General features: G+C 54.2%; 16 protein-coding genes. 8 read left to right on the top strand and 8 right to left on the bottom strand.

The window, feature by feature from the left end; all coding sequences use genetic code 11:
* Positions 1–81: 81 nt before the first annotated feature.
* The 3 genes from glpX to ACR0MQ_RS05750 form a co-directional block, all read right to left on the bottom strand.
* Complete coding sequence (glpX, locus tag ACR0MQ_RS05740) at positions 82–1,065, bottom strand: class II fructose-bisphosphatase (RefSeq protein ID WP_010441981.1); 984 nt, start codon at positions 1,063–1,065, stop codon at positions 82–84.
* Between the two features lie 69 nt (positions 1,066–1,134).
* Complete coding sequence (locus ACR0MQ_RS05745; RefSeq protein WP_480606584.1) at positions 1,135–2,421, bottom strand: homoserine dehydrogenase; 1,287 nt, start codon at positions 2,419–2,421, stop codon at positions 1,135–1,137.
* Positions 2,422–2,549: 128 nt separating this feature from the next.
* Positions 2,550–2,828 carry a hypothetical protein gene (locus ACR0MQ_RS05750; RefSeq protein WP_010441983.1) on the bottom strand — a complete coding sequence of 93 codons (279 nt, stop codon included), beginning with the start codon at positions 2,826–2,828 and terminating at the stop codon, positions 2,550–2,552.
* A 70-nt stretch (positions 2,829–2,898) separates the two neighbouring features.
* On the opposite strand from ACR0MQ_RS05750, the gene ACR0MQ_RS05755 reads away from it, so the two are divergent.
* Positions 2,899–3,486: a TetR/AcrR family transcriptional regulator gene (locus ACR0MQ_RS05755; protein WP_170540813.1), complete on the top strand. Its 588-nt coding sequence runs from the start codon at positions 2,899–2,901 to the stop codon at positions 3,484–3,486.
* Between the two features lie 7 nt (positions 3,487–3,493).
* Here the strand turns inward: ACR0MQ_RS05755 and ACR0MQ_RS05760 are convergent, their stop codons facing one another.
* Positions 3,494–4,405, bottom strand: a complete 912-nt coding sequence (locus tag ACR0MQ_RS05760; protein ID WP_170773032.1) for a pirin family protein — start codon at positions 4,403–4,405, stop codon at positions 3,494–3,496.
* Between the two features lie 160 nt (positions 4,406–4,565).
* On the opposite strand from ACR0MQ_RS05760, the gene ACR0MQ_RS05765 reads away from it, so the two are divergent.
* Positions 4,566–5,036, top strand: coding sequence for a cytochrome P450 family protein (locus tag ACR0MQ_RS05765; RefSeq protein WP_170472422.1), 471 nt, complete (start codon positions 4,566–4,568; stop codon positions 5,034–5,036).
* Here ACR0MQ_RS05765 and ACR0MQ_RS05770 read toward each other — a convergent pair whose 3' ends face one another.
* From ACR0MQ_RS05770 to ACR0MQ_RS05780, 3 genes are all read right to left on the bottom strand, one after another.
* Complete coding sequence (locus tag ACR0MQ_RS05770; RefSeq protein ID WP_480606587.1) at positions 5,037–5,552, bottom strand: hypothetical protein; 516 nt, start codon at positions 5,550–5,552, stop codon at positions 5,037–5,039.
* Positions 5,553–5,616: 64 nt separating this feature from the next.
* Positions 5,617–6,240, bottom strand: coding sequence for a TadE/TadG family type IV pilus assembly protein (locus ACR0MQ_RS05775; protein ID WP_010441988.1), 624 nt, complete (start codon positions 6,238–6,240; stop codon positions 5,617–5,619).
* Positions 6,237–7,958 (bottom strand): Tad domain-containing protein, encoded by a 1,722-nt coding sequence (locus ACR0MQ_RS05780; protein ID WP_480606591.1) that lies wholly within the window; start codon positions 7,956–7,958, stop codon positions 6,237–6,239. The genes ACR0MQ_RS05775 and ACR0MQ_RS05780 overlap by 4 nt, the downstream gene beginning before the upstream one ends.
* Before the next feature lie 424 nt (positions 7,959–8,382).
* On the opposite strand from ACR0MQ_RS05780, the gene ACR0MQ_RS05785 reads away from it, so the two are divergent.
* The 4 genes from ACR0MQ_RS05785 (at position 8,383) to rpoD (ending at position 14,623) form a co-directional block, all read left to right on the top strand.
* A complete protein-coding gene (locus ACR0MQ_RS05785; RefSeq protein WP_480606593.1) occupies positions 8,383–9,813 on the top strand; it encodes a Glu/Leu/Phe/Val family dehydrogenase in 1,431 nt (476 codons plus the stop codon).
* Between the two features lie 380 nt (positions 9,814–10,193).
* Positions 10,194–10,490, top strand: a complete 297-nt coding sequence (locus ACR0MQ_RS05790) for a hypothetical protein (RefSeq protein WP_170472416.1) — start codon at positions 10,194–10,196, stop codon at positions 10,488–10,490.
* An 80-nt stretch (positions 10,491–10,570) separates the two neighbouring features.
* Positions 10,571–12,520: a DNA primase gene (dnaG, locus tag ACR0MQ_RS05795; RefSeq protein ID WP_480606597.1), complete on the top strand. Its 1,950-nt coding sequence runs from the start codon at positions 10,571–10,573 to the stop codon at positions 12,518–12,520.
* A gap of 114 nt (positions 12,521–12,634) precedes the next feature.
* Positions 12,635–14,623 carry an RNA polymerase sigma factor RpoD gene (gene rpoD / locus ACR0MQ_RS05800; RefSeq protein WP_010441993.1) on the top strand — a complete coding sequence of 663 codons (1,989 nt, stop codon included), beginning with the start codon at positions 12,635–12,637 and terminating at the stop codon, positions 14,621–14,623.
* 165 nt (positions 14,624–14,788) lie between these two features.
* Here rpoD and ACR0MQ_RS05805 read toward each other — a convergent pair whose 3' ends face one another.
* A complete protein-coding gene (locus tag ACR0MQ_RS05805; RefSeq protein ID WP_480606599.1) occupies positions 14,789–15,814 on the bottom strand; it encodes an AraC family transcriptional regulator in 1,026 nt (341 codons plus the stop codon).
* Between the two features lie 311 nt (positions 15,815–16,125).
* Here ACR0MQ_RS05805 and ACR0MQ_RS05810 point away from each other — a divergent pair, with 311 nt between their 5' ends.
* Together ACR0MQ_RS05810 and ACR0MQ_RS05815 are read left to right on the top strand one after the other, a co-directional pair.
* Positions 16,126–16,572, top strand: coding sequence for a DCC1-like thiol-disulfide oxidoreductase family protein (locus ACR0MQ_RS05810; protein ID WP_170773292.1), 447 nt, complete (start codon positions 16,126–16,128; stop codon positions 16,570–16,572).
* Positions 16,562–17,116 (top strand): DUF4166 domain-containing protein, encoded by a 555-nt coding sequence (locus ACR0MQ_RS05815; protein WP_170773042.1) that lies wholly within the window; start codon positions 16,562–16,564, stop codon positions 17,114–17,116. Before ACR0MQ_RS05810 ends, ACR0MQ_RS05815 begins: the two co-directional genes overlap by 11 nt.
* Positions 17,117–17,185 lie beyond the last annotated feature (69 nt).

Consider the following 17,185-nt stretch of genomic DNA (forward strand, 5'->3'; position numbering starts at 1 on the left):
TCATGCGCCAAGGCCGGGCCCCTTCGAACCCGGCCTCTTCATCTTTTTAGATACTCTCGCCGAAGGCAACGGCGCAAGCCGCTAAGCGTCGGTATGTGGCCACATAGGCGTCCGATAAGACATGCGACGAACAGAACCGGTCTTTGACCGCATCAGCAGCGTCGTTGTCTCAACCCAGCCCGGTTCCCGCTTGATGCGTGGAAGCAGAGAGCCTCCGGTCACGCCAGTGGCAGCGAAGATGACATCTGCAGTCACCATCTCGTCGCGCGCATAAACGCGGTCCAGATCGGTGATGCCTGCCTTGGCGGCGCGGCCGCGTTCGTCATCGTTGCGGAACAACAGGCGGCCAAAAATCTGTCCCCCCATGCATTTCAGCGCAGCAGCTGCCAGAACCCCTTCGGGTGCGCCGCCTTGGCCCATATACATGTCGATCCCGGTCACTTCGCTTTCGGCGCAGTGCATGACGCCAGCGACGTCACCATCGGTGATCAGGCGGATAGAGGCGCCGGTATCGCGGACTTCAGCAATCATTGCTTCGTGACGAGGACGCTCCAAGATGCAAACGGTGATATCTGCAGGCTCACACCCTTTGGCTTTGGCCAGAGCCTCAACACGCTCGCGCGGGCTCATGTCCAGATTGACAACGCCTTCAGGATAGCCGGGGCCAACGGCCAGTTTGTCCATATACACATCAGGCGCGTGCAGCATCGAGCCGCGCGGTCCCATGGCGATCACCGTCAAGGCGTTTGGCATATCCTTGGCTGTCAGCGTGGTGCCTTCCAGCGGGTCCAGCGCAATGTCCACGCCCGGCCCATTGCCAGTACCAACCTCTTCGCCGATATACAGCATCGGTGCTTCATCGCGCTCGCCCTCACCAATGACGACGACACCCTCGATGTCCAGAAGGTTCAGCTGTTCCCGCATCGCGTTTACAGCAGCCTGATCAGCGGCTTTCTCATCACCCCGGCCAACCAATGAGGCGGACGCCAGCGCGGCCTGTTCCGCCACCCGCGCAAGGCCCAGAGACAGAAGGCGGTCGTTAAAATCGATCTTGGCAGCACTCATATGTTCGTATCCTCAGGTCAATAAAGCCGTAATTACCGGCATAGCTTGCGTTTCATGCAGGTCGCAAGCTCAAACCTCTTCAATGCGCAAGGCGACAGGCTCACCCGCGATAACATCCGTGTCGCGCAAGCCTTCAAGCGCGACGTCAAGAGTTGCGCGTGTAGTCTTATGAGTGACGATCAACACGGGCGCGGTGCTTTCGGCATGCCCATACTGGCGCATCCGGTCAATCGAGACGCCTGCATCTCCCAGAATAGAGGCAACCTTGGCCAGCGCGCCTGGTTTATCCTGCAGGCCCAGCCGCAGATAGTAGGGCGCAGGCAAACCAGTAACGGCAGGCTTTGCCTCTTCCAGTGATGCGGCAGGGCGGCCAAATGTCGGGATGTGCAATCCGCGTGCCAGATCGCAGACATCGCCCATCACAGCGCTTGCAGTGGGACCTTCGCCCGCACCGGGGCCACGCAGAACAATCTGCTCAACTGCATCGCCATCCAGCACGACCATGTTGGTTCCACCTTCCAGCTGACCCAACGGAGAGTCACTCGGCACCAGACAGGGTTGCATACGCTGCTCTAGTCCCCGGGCAGTGCGCTGAGCCACGCCCAACAGCTTGATCCGGTATCCCATGTCGTGAGCCTGATGGATGTCATCCAGGCTGATCTGTTGAATGCCTTCAATCTCGATCCCGTTGAAATTCGGCTTGGTGCCGAAGGCAATCGATGACAGCAGCGCCAATTTATGCGCCGCATCGATGCCACCAACGTCCAGATTGGGATCGGCTTCTAGATACCCAAGCTGCGCGCATTCCTCGAAAAGAGCGTTGTAGCCCAACTCCTGCGATTGCATCCGGGTCAGGATGTAGTTGCAGGTGCCGTTCATCACACCCATGACGCGTGTGATCTCATTGCCAGCCAGCCCTTCGGTCAGAGACTTGATCACCGGGATACCACCCGCGACGGCTGCCTCGAACCGAATGACGCGGCGTGCAGCTTCGGCCTTTTCCGCCAAGTCCTGTCCATGGATGGCCAGCAGCGCCTTGTTGGCAGTGACGACATCTTTTCCACTAGCCAATGCCGCCTCGACAGAGGCTTTTGCGGGACCGTTCTCACCGCCCATCAGTTCAACAAAAACATCGACGTCGTCACGTTTTGCCAAGGAAACCGGATCGGTTTCCCACGCGTAGTCGGATAGATTTACGCCACGATCCTTATTGGCATCGCGAGCCGAAACAGCGGTGATCTGAACGGGGCGCCCGGTGCGCGCCTGCAAAAGATCGGCATGCCGGCGTACGATTTTGACCACTCCCACTCCGACAGTTCCCAGACCGGCAATTCCAAGCCTCAGCGCCTGTGTCATTCCCTTGGGTCCTTTCTGCTCGCAATGCCGCCCGCGATGGCGAAGTGTCCTTTGCGGGCTGCCTTAGCGGGTTAAGGGCAAGGGTGCAATCCGTCTAATCTTTCGGAGGCTTAGGCGCAGGCAAAATCCTAGTTAATCTCGGCATTTTGCAACGCCTCGGCTTTTTTCGCCAAGGCTTCGCCGCGCGTCGACAAATCCTCTTCAACCTCTTCCGCTTCGCTGACGGGATCAGTGGGGGCACCGAGGGCCGGATCCAATGCAATGAGTTTGGGATAGGGGGCCTTGCGCAATGCGGCGGTTTCGCTGCCTTCCAACTCGGGGATATTCGCGCAACTCGCAGTGGCGAGCACAAGAAATATCGACGGCAAAAGCTTCATCGCAGACCTTTGGGTTGCAGAGTTTTTCATGTGATGCACCTTTTACCGCGCTGGTTCAAGCGGGGTTCTATCTGAACAACCGTTCATATAGGATAAGTTCATGGCACGTACACAAGGCTCTCATTCAGACATCACCGGCCCTCGCATTCGCGAGGCAGCGTTGGGGTTGTTTGCCCGTCACGGCTATGCCGCTGTATCGATGCGACAGATCGCGGGAGAGGTGGGGGTGCAGGCCGGAGCCCTGTATAATTATACCCCTGATAAACAAAGCCTGTTGTTCCGTCTTATGCGCGATCATATGCAGGATTTGTTGGCTGCATATGAAGAGCTTGAGCAGTTTGACGACCCACACGATGCGCTGCGCCAGTTTGTCGGGTTCCACATCCGTTTTCACCTTCAGCGCCCGGATGAAGTATTTATCGCCTATATGGAACTGCGCAATCTGACGCCCGAAAATTTCACCGAAATTGAAGCGCTGCGCCGCCGCTACGAAGACTCGCTGGAGAGTATCTTGCGCATAGGACAGCAATCGGACCAATTCTCGGTTACCGATACCAAAATCGCCACTTTGGCGGTGATCGCCATGCTCAACGGCGTGATCACCTGGTACCGCAGCGGCGGGCGATTGTCGTTGGATGAGGTTGAACAGGTCTATTGGGATATGGTGCGCAAGGCCGTCACCGCCTGACCGGCCCTCAATGGGCCGGGCGGATGAATGTGCCGTTGCGCAATTCACGAAAGGCCTGCTGCAATTCGGCCTGCGTGTTCATGACGATCGGTCCGTGCCATGCGACAGGTTCATTAATCGGAGCCCCAGAGATCAGAAGAAATCGCACACCATCGGGCCCGGCCTGAACGGTGATTTCATCCCCAGTTCCAAACCGAACTAATGTCCGGTCTCCAGACATGTCGCGGATATTGACCTCTTGCCCGGCGATTTCCTTTTCCAAAAGCACTCCAGAAGGGCGGGAGGCATCCGCGAAGGCAGCGCTCCCTTCAAAGATATAGGCGAACGCGCGACGATAGGTATCTATTGGAAAGGTCTTTTTCATGCCTGCCGGTATACTGATATCCAGATATTGCGGATCTGCAGCGATCCCGTCGACAGGACCTGTACGGCCCCAGAAAGTGCCGACTATTACCCGGACCGCAGTACCATCGTCTTCGATAATCTCGGGAATCTCGGTGCTTTGGACGTCCTGATAGCGCGGGGTAGTCATCTTTTGATCCGATGGAAGATTGCCCCATAGTTGAAAACCATGCATCTGGCCGCTGTCCGAGCCTTTGGGCATTTCCTGATGCAGAATACCAGACCCTGCAGTCATCCATTGAACGTCTCCTGCACCCAAAGTGCCGCTATTACCCAGCGAGTCACTGTGTTCTACTGAACCAGACAGGACATAGGTGATCGTTTCGATGCCGCGATGTGGATGCCATGGAAAACCGGCCACAAAATCTTGCGGGTTGTCGTTCCGAAAGTCATCAAACAACAGATAAGGGTCCAGTTCCGAGGGGTCTTGAAACCCGAATGCGCGATGAAGTTTGACACCCGCGCCTTCCATTGTTGGAACCGAAGTGCGCGTCTCAAGGATCGGTCTGAGGGACATTCTAGCCTCCTGATTGCTTAGCCGCAATTTATGGCCAGTCCCGGCGTAATCAATTTGCGCAGGAACACGCAGTCTGTGCAATCACGCTCAGACCAGCGACATGGGTGTTGTTCTTTGCATATCAAACCAGCTAGAGCAGACGAGTAACGGGGAGAGTGACATGCAAGACGAAGTTCTGGCCTCTATTCAGGCCTCATCCGCGCGCCGATGGACCGGAGTAGGGATGTTGGCCACTGTCGGAGCGCTGGTGATTTATGTCGCGATAGCATCGCCTCCGGATCTTGGTTGGCAGATATTCCTGTTTGTTGTGGGAATTGGGGCTTTCTGGCTGTCGCATCACATGTGGCATTCGACTCAGGACAGGATTGAACTGACCTCTACCGATTTACGCACCAGCTCGGGGCAGGTGATTTGCAAAGTGCAAGAAGTCGAAACCGTCGACCGAGGTGTATTTGCGTTCAAGCCATCGAATGGATTTATTATCAAAACCCGCACGGCAGGATCGTTTGACTGGTTTCCAGGCCTTTGGTGGCGTGTCGGGCGCCGCATTGGTATCGGCGGAATGACGGCCGCCGCCGAAACCAAATTCATGTCCGAGATACTGACCGGATTGCTTGCTGAAAGGTCGTAGCTAGACGACGCAGGACGGATCAGTATTGACGATATTGTCGAATACGCGCGGATGAGTGAACACAAGGTTGTTCATGTCAAATTCGGCGAATTCAAATGCGATATAGAATGGCGGCCGATATGTGTTCCGGGTTTCGACCACGATCATCGATCCATTGTCAGGCATCGCGGGTAGCCGAGGCTTTATGTCGTCAATGTCTGCGTTTGACCATTTCGGCAGGCCTGTGCCACGAACGCAGGACCACAGTACATTATGGATGTCGTTCTCGGCATCAAATGTAAGATAGGTCATCCGTAATGTTACCGGCGCGCGCGTTTCGACCATGGTCTCCAAAAGATCATACATCGTGTTTACGTAGGCTTCGGTCACATTGCCATCTTCACGCGAAACCACATCGGCAACCGCGTAGGCACCCTTGATATTACGCGCACTTTGCCGATAGGCGTCATAGTAGGTGTATGAAGCAAGCATAGACCAGTATAGCAACGGCAATATCAGCATGGCTTCAACAGACATGATGCCGTCTTCCCGACGCCGGAAGCGACGAACGGCTCTTGCAATTGCGCCTCTGATTGAGAAATTAGCCGCCGGCATCTGCTACGTCCTCCGGTTCAGAAGTGCCACCTCCAGTGGGAGTACTTGATGAGCCTCCAAATGGTTCATGAACAAACACAGAAGAGGCGTGTATTTCCCACTGCCCGTCATTATCTTGCCTTACCAGATCGTTCATCATGGAGAGGCCGAATACAGGTGAGACTTCGAGGCAGGCTCGAATAATCATCATTTCGTTCGAGGTTCCCAATTCAAAGGCAACATCTTCGGGTTTTCTGATCGTCGCCGGTGTATCAACGCAATAAGGCGTAGGATCCAGCTGGTTGCCGACGCGGGGGTCAATGGATTTCATCTCGAGCGCGAGATTTTCAGAACAGTCGGAAATGATTGCGTTCTCACACACCATCTTCTTCAGAAGGGCATGATCCCACGTGTCTTCGCCAGGCGGCAGGCGATTCAGTCGAACCTCCCTGATCGTCATGTCCAACGACCGCTCAAGGTCGGCGTGGCGAAATGAGATCAATCCCAGGTCCATGCCAGAATATGCGACATATAAGAAGAGAGGGAACCAGAACATAAACTCAATGCTCGAGGATGCGCCATCCTCTTTACGCCAGAACCTTTGCGCCCGTATTCGCAACGACATGATCATTGGGTCAGCCTCAGGTTTTGAATCGAAGTGCTGATTGAATCGAAGACACGTTCAATCTGTGTGCCAGTTGCTTCGTAGTAGCGGGCAGGTTTGATCGCACAGTCTTTCAGCATCTGCTTGACGCCGTAGGGGGCTTCGAAAGCGATCGAGAAAATTATGACTTTTTCTTTCTCAGCTTCTACGCAAAGATCGACAACCCGTGGATTTTTGGTTGAAGGGCCGATTTCGGTGGTCGACGCAGCCGCGAATTCATTGCCACGGGTCCAACCGTAGGCATGGCGGAACATATTCCGGATCGCGTTTTTCTCCGTATGCGCCCAGACATCAGGCCAATCTAGTTCTGCTGGCGACGAACCGCTTTCGTTGAAGTCGCGATCATTCGATCTGTCGATATCGTAACAGGTGCCATTGTAGTAATCCCGGCAACGATATCGTTTGTAGGTACCATTTCCGTGCGCATGATCCTGGAACTTGTCACGAGTCCAGTACCCGCCGGTATTATTATCCCAAATGGTGGTATTTACATTTGGCCAAGCCCAATGCCCATTTTCATCATCATAGATGGAATAAGTCTGTGCACTTTCGTTCCAATAAATATTGGAGCCACCCTCGTTATAGGGTGAGTTTACCTTATGCTGATAGGTGTTTTCCCCATCCGTCATCAGCACGAGTACCTTAAGGGTGTCTGTCGTGGTGTTCGGTGCAGGCCGAATGGCGAACGAGTCTGGGATTTCGGAGCTGTCTGCAATCTGGGCAATCAATGGCTGAATACTGTCATCAAGCAAGGTCAAGCCCCACTTCAATCCAAGATCAATCGAAGTCCAGCCGCTTGCGACCAGATTATCAATCTGGTCCTTCAAAATATCCGGGTCATTCTGGATAACGGTCATTTCCCGTTGGTCAGTCGCGGATTCAAGCCGGCAGATGTTACTGGATACCAAAGTATCACTGAATCTTCTGTCGTTTGTGCCGCTGTCCTTGAAGTGTAAGGTCTGAGGAATGTAGTCCCCTTTCCTAATGATATTCCCGCCATCATCGACGATATCGTAATAGTTGAAATTGGTTGTCGTGAAGTCCGAGGCCTGGAAGTCGATGCAATTTGCAACTTCGTTGGCACCGATCGTATTCAAGGAATCCATCAGATAGTCAGGCACCGAGACCTGTTCGGAATAGGGTACGATCGAAATTGACAATCTACCGTCTTCTGACTTCAGAACCATTTCATCAATAAAGTCGTTTGCGGCCTTCTGTAGGTTGGTCAGCTTTGTTCCGCGCATTGAGCCTGACACATCCAAAACCAACGAGATTTCAACGTTACCAATCGATTCTTCGGCAACGCTGGTCGCGGTTGAATCGATAAGATCGACACCACTCCACTTCATAAAGTGGGTCTCGACGCTCATGTCAGCACTGGCTAAAACCTTGCGCTTGCCTTCAAGCTCGGCGATCTGTTCAACAGAGCCGTCCGCATTTGTCTTACATGTCTCGGGTTCGACTTCGATATTGCTGATGATATCAGGGTTGAAGCCTTCCTTGGTAATGTAATCGTTGACGACAACACGGGGGCAAAGCTCCTGATCCAGGTCCGCTGCTGCCAAAACGGCGCGGTCAAGGGCATATTGCAGTCGCACCCTTTCCCGATCGTAACGCATGATATCGACGGCAAATCCGGCAACGGTGAAGACAATCAATACCAAGAAGAGCGCAAGGATCGTCATCGTGCCTTCTGTTTCAGATGCAAATTGCCGCAAGCGTCGGGCGCACCTGTTTTCTCGGCACAAAAAGTTAAACAATTCTTTTAAATCATAATTGCGCATAGTGAATTCCTCTGTCGACAGGGCGCACCAATGCCAGCGGTTTGCAGCGCTAATAAATTATACAGGGATCGTGGCGAGAATTAGGCGTGATCATCACTATGCTGCTCGTTTTTAACGGTTTTCAGCTTTATTCGTGGCGTTTCTGCTGCCTTTGTTTCCCGCCTCGGGACAATCGCGCGTTGGTGATCGATGGTCGACTCACTACGAACACGCCGATTGGCCTTTCGCAAATTGCTTAAAATAAGTGCAGTTACTGATTGCGGTGAATTACAAGCAGTGCGACAAAACGTCATGACGTTTGTCATTTGCCAGTACGGAGGATTGTATGACCGGCATTATAGAACCCAGCTTTCGTGAGAGTGTTGATCTGATGTTCAACAGAGCTGCGTCTCTGATGGACCTGCCGCCCGGACTGGAAGAAAAGATCAGGGTATGTAACGCCACCTACACAGTCAGGTTCGGAGTTCGGCTGAGAGGGCAGATTCACACATTCACCGGATACCGCTCGGTTCATTCAGAACATATGGAGCCGGTCAAAGGTGGTATTCGCTATGCCCTCGCGGTGAACCAAGACGAGGTCGAGGCGCTCGCGGCACTGATGACCTACAAATGCGCTCTGGTAGAGGCGCCATTTGGGGGGTCGAAAGGCGGGTTGTGTATCGATCCGCGCCAATATGAAGAACACGAGCTAGAGCAGATTACCCGCCGTTTTGCCTATGAATTGGCTAAACGCGATCTGATCAACCCGTCTCAGAACGTCCCCGCGCCCGACATGGGAACCGGTGAACGTGAGATGGCGTGGATGGCCGACCAATATGCGCGGATGAACACCACAGATATCAACGCGCGTGCTTGTGTGACAGGTAAACCGCTGAACGCGGGGGGCATCGCGGGCAGGGTCGAAGCGACCGGGCGCGGCATCCAATACGCTTTGCGCGAATTCTTCCGAAACCCGGAAGACGTCAAGAAGGCGAACATGTCCGGCTCGCTGGACGGGAAGCGCGTAGTCGTACAGGGCTTGGGTAACGTGGGTTATCATGCTGCCAAATTCCTCAGCGAAGAAGATGGGTCGCGCGTGGTCGGCATCATCGAATGGGATGGTGCACTGTATAATCCCGACGGCATTGACGTAGAAGCCGTGCGGCAGTGGATCGTCAAGCATGGCGGCGTGAAAGACTATCCGGATGCGACGCATTCAGCCGAGGGCGGTGCAGTTCTTGAATCCGAATGCGATATCCTGATCCCGGCCGCACTAGAAGGGGTGATTAACCTGTCTAATGCAGAACGGATCAAAGCGCCGCTGATTATCGAGGCTGCAAACGGCCCGGTCACAGCGGGCGCGGATGAAATCCTGCGCAATAAAGGTACAGTCATTATCCCCGATATGTATGCAAATGCGGGCGGTGTTACAGTATCCTATTTTGAGTGGGTCAAGAACCTTAGCCATATCCGTTTTGGCCGCATGCAGCGCCGCCAGGAAGAAGCGCGCCATGAACTGATCGTCAGCGAGCTTGAGCGGCTTGATCGATACCTGGGTGATGCCTGGTCGATGTCGCCGAACTTCAAGGCCAAATACCTTAAGGGTGCTGACGAGCTGGAGCTGGTGCGCTCAGGCCTCGATGATACAATGCGCATCGCCTATCAGGCTATGAGCGAGGTTTGGCATGACCGCGCTGATGTCGATGACCTGCGCACTGCAGCTTACATTGTGGCGATTGATCGGGTCTCAAAAAGCTATCGGGCAAAAGGACTCTGAGCACTCAGGCAATCGAATTTCTGATAGCGGCCGCCCCATGGGTGGCCGCTTTTTACGATTTGACCTAATTCGGTTTCGCAGAAGGGTCGATCGATATGCCGTCGGTCGTTCTGGATTTGGACCGGGACAGCGTTTATGTCGATGTTCAAAATACCTCGGTTACTACGCTATTTCAGAAGAAACTCTGATACGCCGCCATATGACCGCACGCGAGTGTTGAAACATCTGCGAAAAGTCAGTGCCTAATGCTGCGCTGGCAGGGTATGAAGCTGTTGTTAGCCGCCTGACGCTTCGACTGAGGTACAAATTGAAATCGGCGATGGAAGGTGTTGCTATGCAGGGTTAAGCTGCGCCAAAGGAAACGAATCCGGGAGAACCCCATGTTGCGTATTGCCATTGTCGCGGTCTTGCTGGCCTCACCCTTGGCTGCTCAGGAGACTAAAGAGCAAAGTTGCAAGTATCAGGCAGATGTCGTGGCTGCGGTGCAGAAGGCACGTCTGGACCGGGTCAAGGAACGCGACGTGGCGCAGGCAGTAGCAGACAGCGGTCCGACATGGCCCGAGAACTACAATGCGGCGATTCCGTTGATCACGCCTTGGGTGTACGAACAAAAAATGCGCGACGTGCGCAAAAAAGATCTCGGTGCCGCTTGGCTGGAGTTGTGTTTACAGCAATAATCCACAGCCAGATCATTTCTCTGTGGACAACCGCGCGCCATCCCCTTGGCGCGCGTTTTCATTTCTGGCAGGTTTGACTCATGTCTTTGCCCCCCGGATTTCTGGATGAACTGCGCACGCGCCTCAGCCTGTCTCAGGTGGTCGGGCGTAAGGTCATGTGGGATCAGCGTAAATCCAATCAGGGCAAAGGGGATATGTGGGCACCTTGCCCGTTTCACCACGAAAAGACCGCCTCATTCCACGTCGATGACCAAAAGGGATTCTATTATTGCTTTGGGTGCCATGCCAAAGGCGATGCTATCAGCTTTGTGAAAGAGACCGAGAATGTCTCGTTCATTGAAGCGGTCGAGATTCTGGCGCGTGAAGCGGGGATGCCGATGCCCGCGCGCGATCCGAAAGCGCACGAGAAACAGGACAGACGCTCGAAACTCGCCGACGTCATGGAGCAAGCGGTTCAGTTCTTTCGCTTGCAACTCAAGACCGGGGCAGGGGCCGAGGCGCGCGATTACTTGACCCGCCGAGGGCTGGATGCGCAGGCGTTGGATCGATGGGAGATCGGGTTTGCCCCCGACGGCTGGCAGGCGTTGTGGGATCATCTAACCGGCAAGAATGTAGCCGATGAACTGATCCTTGCAGCAGGTCTGGCCAAACCGTCCAACAAGGGCAAAAAACCTTATGACACGTTCCGAAACCGCATCATGTATCCAATCCGCGACCCACGCGGGCGTTGCATTGCCTTCGGCGGTCGGGCGATGGACCCGAATGACAACGCAAAATACCTGAACTCGCCCGAGACCGAGTTGTTCGACAAAGGCCGTAGCCTATATAACCACGGTCCTGCGAGACAGGCGGCTGGGAAGGGGCAGCCCCTGATCGTTGCCGAGGGTTACATGGACGTAATCGCGCTGGCCGAGGCGGGCTTTGGCGCGTCGGTGGCGCCATTAGGAACTGCGATCACCGAACATCAACTACAGTTGTTCTGGCGTGTTTCAGATGAACCGATCATTGCCTTGGATGGTGACACAGCGGGCCTGCGCGCCGCGATGCGGGCGATTGACCTGGCCCTGCCGTTGCTGGAGGCAGGCAAATCCTTGCGATTTGCACTCATGCCCGAAGGCAAGGACCCAGACGATCTTCTGCGTGCCGAAGGGCCGAGGGCGGTGCAAGCCGTCCTGGAAGGGGCCATTCCGATGGTCAAGCTGCTGTGGCAACGTGAGACGGAAGGCAAGGTGTTCGACAGCCCTGAACGGAAGGCGGCGTTGGATAAATCTCTGCGTGAGAAGATCAAGCTGATCCGCGACCCCTCGATCCGATCGCATTACGGGCAGGAAATTAAGGATCTGCGCTGGCAATTATTTCGTCCTCAGAGACAATCGCAAAATCGAACGTGGCAGCCGCGCGGAAAATGGCAGGCGCAACCCCAGCCTGCCACGCCCGGTGCGCGCGCATCGTTTCTGGCGTCGTCCGAGAACGCAGACATCCAATTGCGCGAAGCGGCCATTCTCGCAATTTCTATTCTAAATCCGCAAGTTGTAATTCAATTCGAACACCAGTTGGAAGAAATGGATTGTTACGATCCCGATCACGCAGCTTTGCGCGGGGCGATCTTGCGCCATGCGATTGACGATCCGGACAATCTGCAAGAGCACATCGTACAAACTTTGGGGCCGGAACCCCTTGAAAACCTTCTGGCCCTTCGCCATGTCGCAGTGATCCCCTGTGTGTACAAACCAGGCGACGTTGAAAAGGCCCAGATGACGCTGGCCGAGGAACTCGCAAAGATCAAAGCGCTCCGGGGGTTGGATGCTGAGATTGCCGAAGCGGCGGAGGAATTGTCTGATCTGGCCGATGAGGCGGTGACATATCGGCTGGCGCAAGCCGCCGAAGAGCGCAACCGAACAAGCCGCAGCCAGAACGAAGACAGGGCCGTTTTTGACATCGCCGACAATGGTGCGCGAATCAACCGTGACGAGAAAGACGCGTTTGAAGCGATCATGTCGGGTATCAATTTTGAGCGGAAACGCCGATAAAGTGGTGTTTTCGTAAGGCACTGGAAAAGAAAAACAGGTAAACGGGTGGCCGAATCACTTCTACGCGCTAATGATTCGGTCAAAACGAATCACCCATCCCTGCAGGAGCATTGAATGGCCGCCAAGGATACGAACGAAGACCGCAAATCCGACGAGCAGGAACAGGAGATCTCGCTTGATATGAGCCAGGCAGCGGTCAAGAAAATGATCGCCGAGGCCCGTGAGAAAGGCTACATCACCTACGATCAACTGAATCAGGTTTTGCCGCCTGATCAGGTCAGCTCGGAACAGATCGAAGACGTTATGTCGATGCTGTCCGAGATGGGCATCAACATCATCGAAGATGAAGAGGCCGAGGAAGAAGAGAACAAAGGTTCGACAGAACTGGTCACGACCGAAGGCCCACGCGAAGTTGCGCTGGCTGGTGCCGCTACCGAAAAGCTGGATCGTACTGATGACCCGGTGCGCATGTATCTGCGCGAGATGGGATCAGTCGAATTGCTTAGCCGCGAGGGCGAGATTGCCATCGCCAAACGGATCGAGGCTGGTCGGAATACTATGATCGCCGGCCTGTGCGAAAGCCCACTGACCTTCCAGGCGATCACGATCTGGCACGACGAATTGTTGAGCGAAGACATTCTGTTGCGCGACGTTATTGATCTTGAAACAACGTTCGGCAACCAGTTGGATGAAGATGGCGACGTACAGGAGCCGGTCGTTGACACATCGTCGGTTCAGGCAGCCAAACCCGCCAAAGATGAAGGCCCAGAGCTGGATGCCGATGGCAACCCGATTGCCAACGACGACGACGATGACGAAGACGATCAGGCAAATATGTCGCTTGCTGCGATGGAAGCCGCGCTTAAGGATCAAGTTCTGACTACGCTAGAGCGGATTTCCAGCGACTTTGCGATGCTCTCCGAAATGCAGGATAGCCGGATTTCGGCCACTCTGAATGAAGACGGATCGTTCAGCGAAAAAGACGAAGAGACCTATCAGAAGCTGCGCGCGGAAATTGTTGAGCTGGTAAATGGTCTACACCTGCACAACAACCGTATCGAAGCGCTGATCGACCAGCTTTATGGCATCAACCGCCGGGTCATGTCGCTGGACAGCTCGATGGTGAAACTGGCTGACCAGGCTCGTATCAACCGTCGTGAATTCATCGACGCTTATCGCGGGCGTGAACTGGATCCGAACTGGCTTGCAGAAATGGCCGAAAAGCCTGGCCGGGGTTGGCAGATGTTCATCGAACGCTCGACCGCTAAGGTCGAGGAACTGCGCAACGACATGGCTCAGGTCGGTCAGTATGTCGGTCTAGATATCCCTGAATTCCGCCGCATCGTGCAGCAGGTTCAGAAAGGCGAGAAAGAGGCGCGGCAGGCCAAGAAAGAAATGGTTGAAGCCAACTTGCGCCTGGTAATCTCGATCGCCAAAAAGTACACGAACCGCGGCCTGCAATTCCTTGATCTTATTCAGGAAGGTAACATCGGTCTGATGAAGGCGGTGGACAAGTTCGAGTACCGCCGTGGTTATAAGTTCTCGACCTATGCGACTTGGTGGATCCGTCAGGCGATCACGCGGTCAATCGCGGATCAGGCGCGCACCATCCGTATTCCGGTACATATGATCGAGACGATCAACAAACTGGTTCGGACCGGTCGCCAGATGCTGCACGAAATCGGTCGCGAGCCGACTCCGGAAGAACTGGCAGAAAAGCTGCAAATGCCGCTCGAGAAAGTTCGAAAGGTGATGAAGATCGCCAAGGAACCGATCTCTCTCGAAACACCCATCGGTGACGAAGAAGATAGCCAGCTTGGCGATTTCATTGAGGACAAGAATGCCGTGCTGCCGCTCGACAGCGCGATTCAGGAGAACCTCAAGGAAACCACGACCCGGGTTCTGGCCTCACTCACACCGCGCGAGGAACGCGTACTGCGGATGCGGTTTGGTATCGGCATGAACACTGACCACACACTGGAAGAGGTGGGTCAGCAGTTCAGTGTTACCCGCGAACGTATTCGCCAGATCGAGGCGAAAGCGCTGCGAAAGCTAAAGCATCCCAGCCGATCGCGGAAGCTTCGGTCCTTCCTGGATCAATAGGTCAAAGGCGCCCACGAGGCGCCTTTTTCATGCCGCGCCTCACATTGTCTGAACAACAAATCAAATTGGCGAAATATCGCATGTTGCGTTGCGCCGCTGTGCATACGTGCTCAATGTCCACTCATGGACAGGCCGGGGCGAGGCGGCAGCGCCGATGACCCCCGGCTACTTTCCTTTTTGTGTAAGCGGACGTGAAACCCATTTACGGAACGCTGTCGGGGCCTGACCGGTCCAGCGTTTGAAGGCCGTCGAGAACGCAGCCTGATCTGAATAGCCCAAAGAATACGAGATTTCAGCTAGATTCATGCCGTTCTTGATAAAGGTTTGCGCAAGATCACAGCGCAGATCTTCGACAATCTCGCGGTAGGAAGTGCCTTCATCCGCCAGACGACGGGCAAGTGTGCGCGGGCTGAGCCCAAGTCGAGAGGCGGCTTCATCTGCCTGAATTATCCCTCCGGGCATTGACCCGGTGATTAACCCTTCGATCTGTGCACGGGTTTTTTGTTCTGGCTTACGTCCTTCCGCCAGCAGACGCTCGCCATATTCCAGCAGATGCGCCCGCAGACTGGGATCATAGGTAGGGATCGGTGTTTCGAGTGAGGGTAGTGATAAAATAACCTCCAACCGTTCAGCCTCAAACTTTACTGGAAAGTCTCCGATCTTTTGAAAGGTGTCCGCATGTCGCCCCACACTGTGCTGAAATCGTATTTCGATAGGATACAGTTTCACCTGCGTCAAAGCCCGCATTCGAGCAATGCTTGCGAATAACAAAAACTCGGTTCGACGATGATATCGCGAAAAACTTGGGTCCTTCCATTCAGCCTCCAACGAGGCGGAATTGCCGGAAACACGCAGACTGAACGCCAGTGCGGGGTCGATGATACCATGAAACCGCGTTGTGTTTTCCAACACCTGTTTCAGATCCCGCGAGTATTTACTGATATATGCCGTCACACTGGAGGAAGAATTGAACTCTAATCCCGCGCCTGCACCGAATGTGATGTCACCGAGCGCATCACAGGCATGGCGAACAAACATGGCCTCTTTGCGGGCGCTAAATAGTGTGGCAGGTGCTTCAACATCCATCCGGGTCAATGCGCTGTTTTTCAGAACCTGATCGACAACCGATAAACTCGCGCGTTGTTCGAGGGCGCGCATCAGCAATTGAATGCGTGAAATATCAACGTCCATAACCTTGTCCGAAACTCATCCTGATAATCTGATCACGATAGCGGAAAGGCGCTGTATTTTGCCAGCCTCTGTTACAGACACTTGTGACGTGTCGGATATTCGAAAGGATTTGGCTGAAATTGCCAAGAATACCGCGGGAGTGACACCTAAGTATCCATCGTTGCCGGGTCAGCACCTTTTGGGGATAAGGTCGAGCCCAAGCCGACGGTCCACCAGGCCGTTTCAATGGGTTCCCCGGCACAGCTCTTCTTAGTGGTCGGTCATGCCGCATTGCCGCGAGATTTATGCTGTGCCAGTATCTTCTTGAATTGATGGTGGTATTTGGATTTACAGTGCCTGACTTGCCAGACATTGAAACTGATTTGATTGTCTTTGACGGTGAATGCGTTTTGTGTTCGCGGTTTTTTCAGTTCATGTTGCGCCATGATCGGGGCCAAAGGTTCAGATTTGCGACCGCCCAGTCGGATTTGGGGAGGAGACTTTATTCACGGCTGAATCTCCCGACCAAGGATTTTGAGACCAATCTGGTCATCGTAGATGGTAAAGTTCACCAGAAGCTTGATGCTTTTGCCGCCGCGATGCGCGCGTTACCGGGAGCTTTGTTCTTGCTGTCCTTGTGCCGATATCTGCCAGTGTTTGTTAAGGATCGGCTGTATCACTCGATTGCCCGTAATCGATATGCGTTGTTTGGTCCTTACAAACATTGTTTGGTTCCCGATGCTAGCCTTCGGTCTCGGTTCGCTTCCGATGGCTTCTGAGCACGACCCATTCCTGCAAGCTCTGGGTGTGGATGAAAAGCTGCCGGAGGCAATTCAAAAACTGCACTCGGCTGAGGGGCAATATTGGGGAAGATGCAGCATAATCCGAGGTCGGGGGCCGTTGGTCGCCCTAGCTTTGCGCATCGGAGGATTCCCGCCAGAAGGGGACGACCTTCAGATCACTCTCACCATACGGCGAACAAAAGGGCATTGGATTTGGAAGCGGGACTTTTCCGGGCATGAGACATGTTCACGCATTAGTTTTGACCGGAGATACAATTGCGTCCACGAAAGGATTGGGGGGCTCGCAATTTGGTTACAGCCTGTGCGAACCGAGGCAGGGCTGTCGATTCAAATCCGTCGGCTCGCCCTGTTTGGAATACCTTGTCCAAAGTTTCTGCTACCGCAGTCAGCCTCGACGGAAACCCAAGATTCAATGGACCGCTTTTGTTTTGACATCTCTGCCTATGTGCCCGGCCTGGGTTTGCTGATCCGATATAGCGGGTGGCTTGAGCCGGATCGGAGCGAATTGAGGTCAGTTTGAATTGATTGTGATCTCTACTGTTTGGAGTGGTGAGGCGCACTAGGTATATTTCAGGTGGAAACAGGAAGA

This window comes from Ruegeria sp. AN6, assembly GCF_056540425.1.